Below are 14,680 nucleotides of genomic sequence, written 5' to 3'. Positions count from 1 at the left end.
TTATTTGAACTATTTCTTATGCCACAAAGTTAGGATTAATGATCTCTAAAATAAATATATTCATATAGTTGAATTACCAATGCAAAATCCCCATAAAAGACAAGGACAAAAACAAAAGCTCAAAGGCCAAAGAGAACTCTGTGGCATATTGCTTTCAAAAAAGTTTGAACACTCAAAATCAAACTAATGCTGTAATGGAGTTAAAATGTGGTCTGACAAAGAGTCCTCACTAGATTTTTTAAATTTTAGTGAGGCAGCGGAATCGATTAAGGATCTAGTCACCGAAAAAGAATTGATGCCAATATCTGTTGGCGTTTTTGGTGATTGGGGTGCAGGAAAGTCAACAATCTTAGAACTGACAAAAAAGTCAATATCTGAAGAGAAGAAAGACTACATTCAAGTCCATTTCGATGCTTGGATGTATCAAGGTTATGACGATGCAAAAGCTGCGCTACTGGAGACAATTGCATCGACCTTGGTTAAGCAAGCGAAGGACAATGCCAGCTTGAGTCAAAAGGCGAAGGCTTTTGCAGAACGTGTTGACATTATTAGGTCTTTGGGACTGTTAATGGATGGAGGTGCAGCTCTAGCTGGTGTCCCTACCATGGGTGGATTTCAAAAATTAATGGGGCTATTCACTGGTGGTGAGAATGGCGAGCTAGATTTTAGCGACGCCAAGGATGCTTTAGATGGTGCGAAGCAGATAGCTAAAGAGAGTAAAGGAGCCGTACGTTCGAAAAAGACCTTCTCCCCTCCAAAAGAAATTAAAGAGTTCCGCAAAGCCTACTCAAACTTGTTGAGTGAATTTGATAGACCACTCATAGTTTATGTCGATAACTTGGACCGTTGCTCACCATTCAATGCCATCTCGACGCTGGAAGCAATACGGTTATTTTTGTTTTTACCAAATACGGCATTTGTGATTGCGGCGGACGAAGATATGATCCGCTTAGCTGTGCCGGAATATCATAAGGGTGCTTCGCAACGCCACCAAACTGACTACCTAGATAAATTAATTCAAATTCCTGTGCACGTTCCAAGACCCGGTACTCTAGAAATCAGAGCTTACCTAATGATGTTAACAGCTCAAGATCATGGTATTTCGAGTGATCAGCTTGAGGCACTTAGGGAAAGCCTAGAGCAGTCTCTTCAGCTATCTTGGAAGCAATCACCTGTAACAGTCGATGAGCTGTTGGGCGTTGACAAAGTTCAAAGTGTTCAGAATAAGGACGAACTCAGAAGTAAGTTCATCGTGGCAGAACAACTTGCTCCTTTGCTCGCAGAGTCCTCCAATATAAATGGCAACCCTCGAATTGTTAAACGCCTCTTAAATCAGGTGAAGATGAGAAGAAAAACGGCACTTCGTCGTGGTATGCAGTTGGATGAGAGAACTATTACTAAACTGGTGATATTCGAGCGTTGCTTAGGGACTCAAGCAACAAACAAATTGTATGAGTTAATTGATGCTGAAAAAGGATTTCCTCAGCTCCTCACTAAACTAGAAGACCCCACAATTGAGTTCGACGATATAGAACTGCCAGAAGAGTGGAAGCTAGACTCGACCTTCCTTAAGAAATGGTCAAAATTACCACCAATGTTTACAGATATCGATCTTACTCCAGCAGCATACTTAAGTAGAGAGAGCATCCCCATGGGTTCAGTTAATGCAGTCATGTCCGGATCTGCTCAAAACTTAGTAAAAGTCTTGATGGAGCAAACCGAAAGACTTAGTCCTACAAGCCAAAATGCAATTGCGGCAACTCCAAAAGAAGATTATCTAGCTGTGATGGATGGATTAATTGAAAACTTCAGATCTATTAATGACTGGGGAAAGATCCCCTCAGGGATGTATGGTGGAAGATTACTGGCTCTTCAAGAGCCCAGATGTAAACAGACGTTATTAGCTTATTTAAAGCAGCTACCCAAGCAAAGGTGGCTTGGACGAATTATTAAGGAATTGGAAGGGAAAGCGTAAATGGGTACTTCAGCATCATCAACGGGGCCTAACAATCAGAGCCCACTTATACCGTCGTGGGCTGAACAGAGCTCGCCAGTAACAATTGAGCCAGCTCAAGGCGCTGATGGAACTAATGGAGAAAATCAAGGTAACAAGCAAACCGACAATGAAAAAGTTCAGCAGGAAATTGGTAAACTAACAAGCACTGCTAATCCTGCAAACCGTTTTGCTGGAGCTAGAAGAGAATTCGGAAATTATGCCAAGACCGGAGGCTCAAGCTCTGATCTAAGACGAGCACTAAAGAGTTATTCTAAAAAAGGCTCCGGTGGTGGAAAAACCACGAGTCGAAGATTAGCTAGTGGGATAACGGCTGGTACTGGTTTGCTTGGTGTCATGCGTGGAGACACTGTTACCGTAAACAATCAGAGCCTTTCCTTGAGTGACTTGAGAGGCTTATCCACCGATCAAGCTATAGATAGGATAGCTTCACATTTAGCCCCTGATAATGCTGATTCAGACTCTGTGAGAATAGCTTTAGATTATGCGCTAGAAGAGGCCCTACCAGATACCGAAGATTTCGATCCTGACAGTTTTACTGAAGAAGTGATCCAACAAGCCATCGGCTACTATTTAACTGATTTGATTTTCCAAGATGTGGTTGAAGGCATGGGCAGATCTTGGTTCCACGTAGAGCCTGCTAGTAAACACCATAGTATGGAAGTTGAGCTAAGAGAGCTTATCAAAGTAATAGCTCAGGAGCAGCTAGATAAGGTCACCAATGGCAATCCAAGCAATATCACTAGAGATAACATTAGCAAGATTCAAGCTGATGCTATCGCATTGACAGTTGAAGAATGGGAGAGTTTCGATGACTGAATTTTACTTCAATGATAATCCAACCCAACTACCCGACTTTTCTGAATCGTGTCACCCAGTGCAACTCTTCCACACCCACGAATATAATGGGGAAAAACACAGCTTAGCTTCTAGAGGGTTGCTGCAAACGGTAAGGGACTTAGGAGTTGTTGTTGACCCTAAAGCCATCGACTTGATAACAATTGCTTCTGCTGTTACAGCCGCAGATACTTTTGAGTTAAGAGAGAAAGCAGAAAATGCTTGGTCAAGGCAAATGCACCTTCACATTCCAGTAAGTGAGCCAAACTTATGGAATGCAGAAAGTGCTGAGTTGAGTTCAATTTTGAACTTTCTTACTGGTGATCAATGGATGTTCACTTTTGAGAAGACATCGATGGAAATGCCTAAACTTAAGATAAGTAAGCGAGCTAAATCTAAGACCAAAACTCTTCTAGGGAAAAATGCCGTCTGTCTGTTCTCTGGCGGCGTAGATAGCGCAGTGGGAGCTATTGATATCCTTAATGGGAAGTCAGACTATAAGCCTCTCTTAGTAAGTCACGCCTATCGTGGAGATGGTGCAAAACAGGAAGAAATTAAAACTTTATTATCTTCCTCATTTGCAGAACTCTCCTATTCAATCTCTCCTCACATCATTAAAACTTGTGAAGGCATTACCGACATAAGTATGCGTGGGAGAAGCTTTAATTTCTTGGCGATGGCCGTATTGGGCATTTCCGCACTGAGAAGTGCTAACGGTGATGCCAGTATAAAGACTATTATTGTTCCTGAAAATGGCTATATATCTATCAACCCGCCATTAACTAGAAGACGAATAGGAAGCCACAGCACGAGGACTACGCACCCCAACTTCTTGCAGAAGTTGGAAGAGTTGTTGATGCGTGTAGGCTTTAACGTTAATTTCGTAAACCCTTATCAGTTTAAAACAAAGGGCGAGATGTTAGCTGAGTGTGTTGACCAAAACGCGATCAAAAAAGCCATACCGCTAAGCGTTTCATGCAGCCACTGGCACAGAGAACACATACAATGTGGGCACTGCGTGCCTTGCCTAATTAGAAGAGCATCAGTCCATCATGCTGGATTTGATGCTGATGCACCTTATAAAACAAAACGATTGCAAACACTAGTTAAAGAAAAGGGAACAAGAGACGACTTGCAAGCTGTTCAAACTGCTATTATCCGGTTGAAGCAAACCAATAATTACAAATCTTGGTTGCGAAAATCTGGTCCCATCCCATCGGATAAATCTGTACGTAATGCTTTGGAGTCAATGATTAAACGTGGCTTGATGGAAGTGGAAGTGTTTATACAGGCAAACAAAACATCATGATGGATATGCATTGCCACGTTGACCTATACCCTGAGCATCAGAAGGTATTGGACAATATTGTGCGCTCAAACTATTACGTACTATCTGTAACAACAGTGCCTTCGGCCTTCAAGGGCACTGTTAACCTTACAAAAGGGCTTAAGCACTGCAAAACGGCTCTGGGGTTACACCCACAACTAGCTCATTTGAGAAAAAATGAACTACCAATTTTCGACCAACTTGTAACGGAAACTAAATACATAGGAGAAATTGGACTAGATGGCTCAAAAGGCTGGAGAGAGCATTTTGATGATCAATTACTGGTTTTTAATCACATTTTAAAAAAGTGTGAGTCATTCAATGATAAAATCCTGACCATTCATAGCCTAAATGCAGTTGAAGAAACTCTACTTTGTCTCCAAGAGCATCCCAATGCAGGTACGTCAATATTACACTGGTTCTTGGGAACAAAAAAACAGCTGTTAAAAGCGGTTGAGCTAGGTTGTTATTTCTCTATAGGTCCAGCCATGCTGGCCTCTGCACGAGGAAAACGAATCGCATCTTGGGTACCACGACAAAAAGTGCTGTTGGAGACTGACGGACCGTTTGCAAAAGTCTCAGGGCAAGTATTGTTCCCCTCAGATGTTGATAGAGTAATTCAACACTTTTCTGAGGAATGGGAATTGCCATGCTCAGATGTAATTAAACAGTTAAAGAATAATTTACGCATGTTAGTTACCGCTAAATAATGCTCCAAGGTCGAGTTTTATGCCTTTGTGAACATAGGGAGCATAAATCCTAGATCTGGACATTTCATTAAGTAACTTTGCAATACTAAAAGTTATCCGTATTAAGCTAAATTAGCAGAACATCTAACACTGAATTGTCCAGAGGCTTCATAGGTCTGGAGTTTTACTCGTGGCACTTTTCTCAAATAGTGCCACCTAGCTCAGAACTGCACCAAAATTGTTTAGTTCAAAAATCTTGACTCGATACTGCTGTAATTAATTGACCTACTTTAGCTAATGGTTAAATATGTACCTAGTTTACTATGGTGTGTTAGGTAGAAGTTGTCTGGCCAATAACTGTTATGTCTATCCACTTATTTTAAGGGGTTTATTATGGGTCGAGCAAAAGAAGAAATGATGCTTCGCGATGAATTGCAGCCAATGTACGACTGGATAGAGGACAACTATGGTAACGATGCAGGCGAGGAAGGTTCAGATGAGTGGGAGGAAGCTGTAGCTGCATATGAGGACTATGTTGAACATGAGCAACGACAACAAGAATTAGACAGGTATCAACAAGAAGAGCTCGAATGGTTTATCAAAGACCAATCCCAACTTGGTGTTTTTGATAACCAAATACGCAGTATTCTAAATCTCTTGAGTGTATCTACAGATCGTGAAACTCAATTTTCACTACTAGTAATGCTGCATGGTCACACGGTAGCTTCAGTGGAGGCGTATTTAGCTTCAACGTTCATACATAAAGTAACCAACTCAGACAGACTGATTCGTAAGTTAGTTGAAACAGATCCCGTATTTGCAGAAATGACTTTCACAATGAAGGATATCTATAAAAAACATGAAGGTCTTAAGCTTACAGTTGCAGACTATCTGAAAAATTTAATATTTCATCGCTTAGACAAAATAAAACCAATGTATAAATCCGTATTGGATTGTGATTTTGGGAACATATCGTGGCTCTTTTCTGCGGTTAAAATTCGCCATGACTGTGTCCACCGAGCTGGTTGGGACAACAACGGCAACAAGGTCTCTATCACAACAGAGTCAGTTAAAAAGCTAGCCACCAACTCCAGAGAGTTAGTACATCGAATTGAGCATGATTTACAGCAACAGTTTGTTAACGAAATCCTTGGTTTATAGGCATGCTAAACAATTTAAGAGAGGCTTGTAACGCGTGACATTTTTGCTATGCGTTAATTTTAGTGATTAAGGTGATTTCCAGTGGCGCTGGTGCTACGTTACTCCCCCCTTCATTGGGCGTTATGTACATTTAGGTAAGCTATGATAAATCTGCAAGCAAAAGACCAGTGTCCTCAATATGTGTATAAATACTGTACTCAAGAAGTCTACAAAAAACACATATCACATGGCGTGTTCAAACTCGGTTCTCTAGCTGAATACCGGAGAGCTTATGAGTTGGATGGTGCTGGCTTCGGCGACCCAAGAGAGGGTAATCATGCGCTGTTTGTAAAAGGTCCTGTTCAGATCCCAAATCTAAATACCTCAGCTAACGAGCAAGGAGGCGTTATCATCGATAGTTTTGATAATGCGCTTACCCTGAGTTTTTCTTCCGAGTATAACGAAGATGCCCATTTTAAGTGGTTTCAGCGCAAGGGTTGTGGATATGATCTTTGTATTAAATATCGAGCTGAGGAGCTGTTTTTAGAAATAGCAGATAGATTGCGGTTTCGAATACCATGGCAGCGAGAGTTCTTCATTGGAAATCCAATCTACAATAATGGGAATGTAGACCTAAGAAGGGATTCGTATCATCCTTGCCACAAATATTTTTTCAAAAGCAAAGAGTTAGCTTGGGAGAAAGAGTATAGGCTTGTATGCAGAACCCCATACCTTAAATGTCATCAGTCAAAATCAGTATTTCCAATAGCGTTGAAAACGAGAGACATGATTGAGGACGTCATACACCTTCAAGCACGTACATAACTAAAGGAGTAAAAACAGTGAGTTTCCCATCAATTGAGAACTGGAAATGGTGGCACAATTTAACTGCGATGGGATTAATTGGGTTGCTTGTTATTTTTCCTATATTAAAGCATCCATCTTGGGTATCAGCATCAGTAGCTTGTCTTCTTTTTAGTATTGCAGGGAATACATCAACTGAACGAGTGAGGGATCCTGAAACTTGGAAACGTCATACCAAGTGGAAACACACGAAAATTGGATGGCTGTTCGTGATTTTAGGTTTTATTGCAATGCTATCGACTGTTTTTCTTGTGGTTCCTTATGAAACTGCTCTGTACCAGCAGACATTTCACTAAGCGACTTTACGATACTCAAAGTTATCCGCATTTTTCTAATTTAAGCTATTGCTCTAAGAAGGTTTTGTCCAAAACCTTCACAGGCTGAATTTTACTCGTGGTACGTTCTATCTCAGAAATACCCCAAAATCAGTTGGAATAAATACGCTACAAATTTTAGGGGCGTGCGTTTTCTCTATCAAACCTAATCCGAATCAAGGGAAAAGATCATCATCATTCTTGGCTCTAGGCGGTACGGGCTTTCGATTGAGCGTGAGTATAATTGGCGTTATGATTGGTTGCATATAAGTACGGAAAAATCCGTCTATTAAGCGTTATATTTCAGAGGTCAGAATGGAAAAAGTAGTAACTATCAATGATGTCTTCAGAACATCAAGGGGCCTACCGAAAAACTACGTAACACGCAAGAGTGTAGATGAGAAATTTATTAACGCATTGTCACTAGATTCTCATATTGTTGTGCATGGTAGCTCGAAGCAAGGAAAAACATCTTTACGAAAATGGAACCTTCAAGATGATGATTTTATCGTTCTAACCTGCTCTAACAATTGGAAGCTTGAAGACCTTCATATATCAATCTTAAAAGAAGCAGGTTATCTTGTATCAGTTTCAGAGAGCAAAACCCATAAAGGGACAAGTAAAATTTCTGTAGGGTTCGATATACCATTTCTCGCTGGACCCAAAGCAAATTGTGATGTAAGCAAGGAAAAAGCAAGGCAGGTAAATAAGAAAAACCTAGAATTAGATCCATCGGATGTAAATGATATCATTCGAGCTCTACATGAAATTAATTTTACAAAGTTCATTGTAATTGAAGATTTTCACTACTTACCTGAATCAACCCAAATTGACTTTTCAGTTGCGTTGAAAGCTTTCCATGAAAGTTCAGACATTTGTTTTATTATAGTTGGAGTGTGGTTAGAGGTTGACCGACTTACTGTACACAATGGCGACCTAACTGGTCGTGTTATATCTATTAATGCTGACCTCTGGTCTGGAGAAGATTTTGACATGCTGTTTTTTAACAGTGAATCACTGTTAAATATCTCATTTTCGGATGATTTTAAAGAAGAAGTTAAGCAAAATAGTAATGGGAGTATCTTTTTGGTTCAGCAATTATGTTTGCTGGCTTGTGAGAGTCAAGATGTCAATCAGACGCAACCTGAAACGGTAATTGTCGGAGAGCATTTTAAGGTAGCAGAAAACATAAAAGATATCTTAGGTAGCCATAATGCACGTTACTACAAGTTTTTAACGGAGTTTAGTGCTGGTTTCGATCAAACTGAGTTGGACCTATATAAGTGGATTTTATACGCCATCATTGATACGGAATTAACTCATTTGGAAAAAGGGCTTACAGTAGCTGCTGCGCGGCGTTGTATTGCTCGCAAACATCCCAAAAGCTCAGCTGTTACTCAAAGAAAGCTAACTCAGTTTTTGCGTAGAGCTGTAGACCTCCAACTACGTCATTCAATTAAACCAATAGTAATTGAATATGATGCAAATACAATGCGAATAAAAATCGTAGATCGTTCATTCTTACTATGGCGAGAGTATCAGGATAAAGAAGAGCTTTATGATTATGCTGACTTAACAGATGATCTACACTCTCCATTGCTTGAAATATAACAAGGATTAAGCGCTGTGTAGCCAGCGTTAAATCCCGAGTGTTGAACAAGCCCGAGCCTCTATATTAGTAAATTGTGTAATCGACTTTAGAAGGGGGCGTATCTGAGTGTTTTTCTTCAGGCGAGCGGAGTCATAGAAAGGCATGTCTATAACGTTGATGAGCTGTATGATTACCCCTAGGCACAACGGATACAGCTCGTTGTTTAGCTAATTGCCTCCCCAAACATTCTTAGCCCGTACTACTAACTAAATTGATTGGTAATTTATAAAAGTTCGATATGGTTAACACAGTAGGCTAAAGCATATTGGCGCTGAAAGCACAATCGATAGTCGCATCTGTGCCACTTACGAAATCACTGACTACGTAAAAGCAGAGGCTTGTCTGACAACAAGCTATCCATTGACTAGCAAGCCCCAAAGATGAGGTAATTTTAACATCAACTACAACCAAGAAGGAACCGAGCATGAAGAAATTATCTAAATCTCTGAAAAACTTGGTGCAGTTGCTGGCTTATCTTTAGCGTTATAGGGGGTTCTGAACTACAGGTTCAGACCAAGCGCTTTAGTCTTCATCTATCAAAATAAAAACCTTGTTAGCTTTCCATAATTCAATGCCTTTCGTCGTTTTTGAGCATTGCGGAATTACTTGCCAAATAAGATTAATTCCGCGTTTTCTGGATTATCTATTTCAACTATATTTAAGCGTTTGAAGATCCTATTTTTAATTAAGTTTCCTATACTTGAAGTAGTTCATTGATTACTAGTTCAACAGTGGCTATCGAGTTAGGCATCAATCCCCTCACGTTCTATAGCACAGCAAAAATCTTCCCAATCCTCAATGTAAATGTAGATGGCATGGCAAACAGTTTTACCAACCATGTATTTATTTAATGCTTGCAATAACTCAACAGGTAATGAACTGGGGTCAACAACTGGATATGGTATTCCCTCGAGTCTGAATGCCTTTAGTTTTGGTATATTTTTCATTTTTTAAGCCTCAGATTGTTTTTCAATGAGTTTCATGGCGAACCGAATCGTAGAAATTTCTTTAAGTGTATATCGTTGTTCAGTTTCGAGCTAACTGATAGACCAATCTCTCTTTCGTCCAGAGGCGTACCAGCACAATTATCGCTGGCGCGTTTGTGTCCAAATGCGTGTTACAGCTGCAATGAGGTCGAAGCTTGGTGATGTCGCTTATCGTATGTTAAGGGGAATTTCATCATTTCTAATACTATATGTTGTGTATTACGCATCACTCTTTTTGAATCTGTTGTCCATCATTGTCCACGCGTAGACAATCACTGACTCACTCACGAGTGAAGGTGCTACAGAACAGAGCATTTACCAAGGTGTTTGTGTGCTAGTTCAAAACCACAGAAAAGCGCAATGGCTTGGGGCAAAGCTAACAGCTCTTTATAAGATCTAGAGCTATGGTCGATTTGTACAATGGTGCTGAGTAACTTTGGCTGATGTTATTGAGTTGTTTAGGGTTATCGAACACAAAAGCTGCTCAACTCAACTTTTTCGAAATGGGTTATGCGAATAGCTATAAAACATCAGACTATTCACATATTTTGAATAATATTTCAATGATGGTTTAGGGTTATGCTTCATAATCAACATACGAACTAATGATCATGATATAGTTAAAAAACACACACCATTGCACCAGTGGTGTGATGGTATGTTGATGATTTTTAGGTTATGGAACTTCAGGGAGCTCTTTTTAAAGCAGTTGTTAAAGGTTTTCTCACTCACTCATTCACTCACTGACTAAAAAATTAACCTAATATAAAGGTTCGAATCCTTCAGGGCGTACCACTATTTAAAGAAACCCGATAACTCTCTGAGTTGTCGGGTTTTTTGCTTTTCTACCATACTAAAAGTACTTCTCTTAAAGCGCTACTCATTTTCTCTCGTTATTCATTTCATTCGGCTCATGTAATAGAAAGTTAAAATTGTTCGTTTTTTGGGGTTTACATCATTTGGTAATAAAGCCACTATGAATTCACGAAGAATAGACAAGTAAAGCTATTAGCTGGTTGGTTTAGGAATCAAACCTTCTGATTGATGGCTGATTTAGAGGAAGTAATGGCAGGAAACAGTATCGGACAACATTTCCGCGTGACTACGTTCGGAGAAAGTCACGGTATCGCACTAGGATGTATCGTAGATGGGTGCCCACCAGGATTAGAAATTACCGAAGCAGACCTTCAAAGAGATTTGGATCGTCGTCGCCCAGGTACTTCTCGTTATACAACGGCTCGCCGTGAAGCGGATGAAGTGAAAATCTTATCAGGTGTATTTGAAGGCCAAACTACGGGTACTTCTATTGGTCTATTGATTGAAAATACAGACCAACGCTCTAAAGACTATTCCGAAATTAAAGACAAGTTCCGCCCTGGCCACGCTGATTATACCTACCATCAAAAGTACGGTGTGCGTGATTACCGAGGTGGCGGTCGCTCTTCTGCTCGTGAAACTGCAATGCGTGTCGCGGCAGGTGCGATTGCGAAGAAATACCTTAAGCAAGAATTTGGTGTTGAAATCCAAGCTTATCTTTCTCAAATGGGTGATATCTCAATTGATAAAGTGGATTGGAACGAGATCGAAAACAACGCTTTCTTCTGCCCTGATGCCGACAAAGTGCCTGAATTTGACCAACTGATTCGTGACTTGCTAAAAGAAGGCAACTCTATCGGTGCGAAGATTCAAGTGGTTGCGACTAAAGTGCCTGTAGGCCTTGGTGAGCCAATCTTTGATCGTCTAGATGCAGACATCGCGCACGCTCTAATGAGCATCAATGCGGTGAAAGGTGTTGAGATTGGTGATGGCTTCGATGTCGTTAATCAACGCGGTAGTGAACATCGTGATCCATTAACTCCAGAAGGCTTCAGTAGCAACCACGCTGGCGGTATCTTAGGCGGTATTTCTACTGGCCAAGATATTGTGGCAAGTATTGCGCTTAAACCAACATCAAGCATTACTGTTCCTGGTGACACGATCACTAAAGACGGTGAAGCAACGCAGTTAATCACTAAAGGTCGTCACGATCCATGTGTTGGTATTCGTGCAGTGCCTATCGCAGAAGCGATGTTAGCGATTGTATTGCTTGATCACTTGCTACGTCATCGTGGTCAAAACTTTGGTGTGACAACAGAAACGCCAAAAATCTAGTTCTGCTTCGTTTTATTCAAAACAGAATTGAAACTGATTTGATAGAAACAAAAAAGGGTTGCTTCGTAATGAAGCAACCCTTTTTATATTCTGCGTTATTGAGAATATCTAATGCACAGAGCTTTCCGGATCAAGCTGGAACGAAGGCAAGCGCCATTTGAATCTTACGGCAGCCATACGCAGCAAGTAGCCAACCACAAGCGTAACAATCGTTGCTGTTACGTCGTTTATGCCAAGCTCAAGCAAACCTAGGTATAAACCTGAAGCGACAAGGGCGACAGATGCATACAACTCTTCATGTAAAACCAGTGGCGTTTGACGGCAGATAAGATCGCGCAACAGGCCACCAAATACGCCAGTAACCAATGCAGACACCATACAAATCATTGGGTGCAGACCCATGGTCATCGCCACTTTAGTACCAATGATACTGAATACGATAAGCCCCAGCGCATCCAAACGAATGAATAACCCTTTTAGCTTGATTACCCATTTAGCGAGTCCGGTCGTGATGACACCTGCGATACAGGTGATCGCCAGATATTGTGGATTTTCAACCCAACCTAAAGGGTAATGGCCAAGTAAGATATCTCGTACTGTACCGCCGCCAATTGCCGTTGCACTCGCAACCAACATTACACCAAACCAATCCATTTTTTGTTTGCCAGCGCTGAGAGCGCCGGTCATGGCTTCTGCCGTGATGCCAATGATATACAAAACACTTAGTAGCATTGCTGTAGCTCTATTATTTAGGTCTATAAATTGGAGAGTTATAGGCCTTGGGGATATAAAAATGAAGCGCGAGTGTAGTAGTAAAAATGGCCTTTGACGAATGAATATTTGTACCGTGAATCGAGGTTTCAGATTAGCTGAACTAATCAATTGGAGTAACTTGAGGTTATCTATCGTAGAGATAGGTGGCTTTGTGCTGGTGGAGAGCACTGGCGTCGTTAACATTACGCCTGATAGGGGCTTTACCAAGCCGATAAAACAAAGCAAAATACGCGTGTTTATTTCATTTCAAGCAAGCTTTATGACGCACCAATATTCCGACATTATCGATATTTTTAATCAGACTTTTTATGGCAGCTTTAATACTAAATTAGAGTTAGGCGCAGATGAGCCTATTTACTTGCCTGCCGATGATGATATCCCACACCACAGAATTGTCTTCGCACGTGGCTTTTACGCTTCTGCGCTACACGAAATAGCGCACTGGTGTGTTGCTGGCCCTGAGCGTCGTTTATTGGAAGATTTTGGCTATTGGTATGAGCCAGATGGTCGCACTGAGTCGGTTCAAGCTGAGTTTGAAAAAGTAGAAATTCGCCCACAAGCGTATGAATGGATCATTGCGACGAGCGCAGGCTTTCCTTTTAATGTCAGCTGTGACAATCTACACGGCGATTTTGAGCCAGATCGTTTGGCCTTTATGAATAAAGTACACAGCGAAGTCATGGGTATCTTTGAAGTTGGCCTTCCGCCTCGCGTAAAAATGCTCTCTGAAGCATTGCGCAGCTTCTACGATGTAGAACCTTTATGTGCTAGCCAATTTATTGTGAAATAAGAGAATATTATGATTATCGAATTTGAAGAAAAACTACTTGAAGTAATTGATGCTCGCATTGAAAACGCATCAGATGATGAACTGTTTGCTGGTGGTTACTTACGTGGTCATATTTCTCTTTCAGTGGCTTCATGTGAAGAAGACGGCATTGAAGACTTAGCAGAAGTGAAATTGCGTATTGAGAAGAGCCTAGAAGACGCACGTTCTGAATTGACGCCAGCCGATCGTACGATCGTTAATGACCTTTGGGTTGAGCTGCAAAACCAAGCTTAACTTTAGTCGTTTAGCATTATTCGTCTAGCGCTAGTCGCTCACAACTCTCCCCCTCATTTTTGAGCGAACCTATAATTTGAGACTCATTCGAAATTTTTGAATGAGTCCGTTCATTTCTTGTGATGGTTCCATTTTCTGACTACGTTATTCTAATCCCACTTAACAGAATCACAGAAAAGGTCACATCATGAAAGTTATCGCATTCGGCGCAAGCACCAGCTCTACCTCTATCAACAAAACTCTAGCAACTTACGCAGCTAACTTGATTGAAGGTGCTGAAGTCAAAGTTCTAAACATCAACGATTACAATGTTCCTATGTTCAGTGAAGACACTGAAAAAGAGATTGGCCAAGCGGAAGGCGCTCAAGCTTTTTTGCGTGACCTAGCAGAAGCGGACGCATTTGTTATCTCTTTCGCTGAGCACAACGGCCACTATCCTGCGGCGTACAAAAACCTATTTGATTGGGCGACACGTATTGAACGCTCAGTGTTTGGTGAGAAGCCTGCGGTTTACCTAGCGACATCACCAGGCCCAGGTGGCGCACAAACAGTACTTGGCGCAGCGACAGGTTCGGCTCCTTACTTTGGTGGTAACGTTAAGGCATCACTTTCAGTACCTAGCTTCTACGATAACTTTGATTTTGAGTCGGGTTCAATCAGCAACGAAGAGATTGCCGCTCAAATTAAAGACGCGATTGCTAAGCTGTAGAAAGCGGAAAGTAAAGTTACGAGTCGCTGAAAAGCAATAAACAGCGACGTAAACAAGATTAGAAAAACAAAGCCCGAGCATTGAGAGATGCTCGGGCTTTTTTGTGGGTCGTACTAGGTCATGTTGGCCTTTCGCTGCAAAAATTAGCTCGTAAGATCAAC

General features: G+C 41.1%; 14 protein-coding genes. 12 read left to right on the top strand and 2 right to left on the bottom strand.

All coding sequences use genetic code 11. The features are described from left to right. The first annotated feature begins 205 nt into the window (after positions 1-205). The 8 genes from QWZ07_RS17695 (at position 206) to QWZ07_RS17660 (ending at position 8,796) form a co-directional block, all read left to right on the top strand. Positions 206-1,975 carry a KAP family P-loop NTPase fold protein gene (locus tag QWZ07_RS17695; RefSeq protein WP_192852186.1) on the top strand — a complete coding sequence of 590 codons (1,770 nt, stop codon included), beginning with the start codon at positions 206-208 and terminating at the stop codon, positions 1,973-1,975. Next, positions 1,976-2,833, top strand: coding sequence for a Qat anti-phage system associated protein QatB (locus QWZ07_RS17690; protein WP_192852185.1), 858 nt, complete (start codon positions 1,976-1,978; stop codon positions 2,831-2,833). Further along, positions 2,826-4,160, top strand: a complete 1,335-nt coding sequence (qatC, locus tag QWZ07_RS17685) for a Qat anti-phage system QueC-like protein QatC (protein ID WP_192852184.1) — start codon at positions 2,826-2,828, stop codon at positions 4,158-4,160. The genes QWZ07_RS17690 and qatC overlap by 8 nt, the downstream gene beginning before the upstream one ends. Then, a complete protein-coding gene (gene qatD, locus QWZ07_RS17680; RefSeq protein ID WP_192852183.1) occupies positions 4,157-4,888 on the top strand; it encodes a Qat anti-phage system TatD family nuclease QatD in 732 nt (243 codons plus the stop codon). The genes qatC and qatD overlap by 4 nt, the downstream gene beginning before the upstream one ends. A gap of 372 nt (positions 4,889-5,260) precedes the next feature. Next, positions 5,261-6,028, top strand: a complete 768-nt coding sequence (locus QWZ07_RS17675; protein WP_192852182.1) for a hypothetical protein — start codon at positions 5,261-5,263, stop codon at positions 6,026-6,028. 141 nt (positions 6,029-6,169) lie between these two features. After that, complete coding sequence (locus QWZ07_RS17670; RefSeq protein ID WP_192852181.1) at positions 6,170-6,832, top strand: hypothetical protein; 663 nt, start codon at positions 6,170-6,172, stop codon at positions 6,830-6,832. A gap of 17 nt (positions 6,833-6,849) precedes the next feature. Beyond that, the gene (locus QWZ07_RS17665) at positions 6,850-7,167 is read left to right on the top strand and encodes a hypothetical protein (protein ID WP_192852180.1); all 318 of its coding nucleotides are present in this window, start codon (positions 6,850-6,852) and stop codon (positions 7,165-7,167) included. Positions 7,168-7,500: 333 nt separating this feature from the next. Next, positions 7,501-8,796, top strand: coding sequence for a hypothetical protein (locus tag QWZ07_RS17660; protein ID WP_192852179.1), 1,296 nt, complete (start codon positions 7,501-7,503; stop codon positions 8,794-8,796). A gap of 783 nt (positions 8,797-9,579) precedes the next feature. On the opposite strand, the gene QWZ07_RS17655 is transcribed toward QWZ07_RS17660, so the two are convergent. Beyond that, positions 9,580-9,783, bottom strand: coding sequence for a hypothetical protein (locus QWZ07_RS17655; RefSeq protein ID WP_192852178.1), 204 nt, complete (start codon positions 9,781-9,783; stop codon positions 9,580-9,582). A 1,104-nt stretch (positions 9,784-10,887) separates the two neighbouring features. Between QWZ07_RS17655 and aroC the strand changes: the two genes are divergently transcribed. After that, the gene (gene aroC / locus QWZ07_RS17650; protein WP_004734182.1) at positions 10,888-11,973 is read left to right on the top strand and encodes a chorismate synthase; all 1,086 of its coding nucleotides are present in this window, start codon (positions 10,888-10,890) and stop codon (positions 11,971-11,973) included. A gap of 108 nt (positions 11,974-12,081) precedes the next feature. Here the strand turns inward: aroC and QWZ07_RS17645 are convergent, their stop codons facing one another. Continuing rightward, entirely contained in the window at positions 12,082-12,705 is a 624-nt protein-coding gene (locus QWZ07_RS17645; RefSeq protein WP_004734183.1) for a trimeric intracellular cation channel family protein, read from the bottom strand. 301 nt (positions 12,706-13,006) lie between these two features. On the opposite strand from QWZ07_RS17645, the gene QWZ07_RS17640 reads away from it, so the two are divergent. The 3 genes from QWZ07_RS17640 to QWZ07_RS17630 all read left to right on the top strand — a co-directional run bounded on the left by QWZ07_RS17640 (position 13,007) and on the right by QWZ07_RS17630 (position 14,519). Further along, a complete protein-coding gene (locus QWZ07_RS17640) occupies positions 13,007-13,537 on the top strand; it encodes an elongation factor P hydroxylase (protein ID WP_065103396.1) in 531 nt (176 codons plus the stop codon). A 9-nt stretch (positions 13,538-13,546) separates the two neighbouring features. Next, entirely contained in the window at positions 13,547-13,810 is a 264-nt protein-coding gene (locus QWZ07_RS17635) for a YfcL family protein (protein ID WP_192852177.1), read from the top strand. A 187-nt stretch (positions 13,811-13,997) separates the two neighbouring features. Further along, complete coding sequence (locus QWZ07_RS17630; RefSeq protein WP_017111158.1) at positions 13,998-14,519, top strand: NADPH-dependent FMN reductase; 522 nt, start codon at positions 13,998-14,000, stop codon at positions 14,517-14,519. The last annotated feature ends 161 nt before the right edge of the window (positions 14,520-14,680 follow it).

The organism is Vibrio lentus, from assembly GCF_030409755.1.
Taxonomy (GTDB): domain Bacteria; phylum Pseudomonadota; class Gammaproteobacteria; order Enterobacterales; family Vibrionaceae; genus Vibrio; species Vibrio lentus.
The sequence above is the reverse complement of the archived record's forward strand: the minus strand, read 5'-3'. Positions and strand labels throughout refer to the sequence as shown.

Excerpts from the sequence above, each read along its gene's own strand:
- aroC (WP_004734182.1), top strand. The coding sequence starts at position 10,888 with ATGGCAGGAAACAGTATCGGACAACATTTCCGCGTGACTACGTTCGGA.
- qatC (WP_192852184.1), top strand. The coding sequence starts at position 2,826 with ATGACTGAATTTTACTTCAATGATAATCCAACCCAACTACCCGACTTT.
- QWZ07_RS17695 (WP_192852186.1), top strand. The coding sequence starts at position 206 with ATGTGGTCTGACAAAGAGTCCTCACTAGATTTTTTAAATTTTAGTGAG.
- qatD (WP_192852183.1), top strand. The coding sequence starts at position 4,157 with ATGATGGATATGCATTGCCACGTTGACCTATACCCTGAGCATCAGAAG.
- QWZ07_RS17660 (WP_192852179.1), top strand. The coding sequence starts at position 7,501 with ATGGAAAAAGTAGTAACTATCAATGATGTCTTCAGAACATCAAGGGGC.
- QWZ07_RS17675 (WP_192852182.1), top strand. The coding sequence starts at position 5,261 with ATGGGTCGAGCAAAAGAAGAAATGATGCTTCGCGATGAATTGCAGCCA.
- QWZ07_RS17655 (WP_192852178.1), bottom strand. The coding sequence starts at position 9,783 with ATGAAAAATATACCAAAACTAAAGGCATTCAGACTCGAGGGAATACCA.
- QWZ07_RS17640 (WP_065103396.1), top strand. The coding sequence starts at position 13,007 with ATGACGCACCAATATTCCGACATTATCGATATTTTTAATCAGACTTTT.
- QWZ07_RS17690 (WP_192852185.1), top strand. The coding sequence starts at position 1,976 with ATGGGTACTTCAGCATCATCAACGGGGCCTAACAATCAGAGCCCACTT.
- QWZ07_RS17630 (WP_017111158.1), top strand. The coding sequence starts at position 13,998 with ATGAAAGTTATCGCATTCGGCGCAAGCACCAGCTCTACCTCTATCAAC.
- QWZ07_RS17670 (WP_192852181.1), top strand. The coding sequence starts at position 6,170 with ATGATAAATCTGCAAGCAAAAGACCAGTGTCCTCAATATGTGTATAAA.
- QWZ07_RS17645 (WP_004734183.1), bottom strand. The coding sequence starts at position 12,705 with ATGCTACTAAGTGTTTTGTATATCATTGGCATCACGGCAGAAGCCATG.
- QWZ07_RS17635 (WP_192852177.1), top strand. The coding sequence starts at position 13,547 with ATGATTATCGAATTTGAAGAAAAACTACTTGAAGTAATTGATGCTCGC.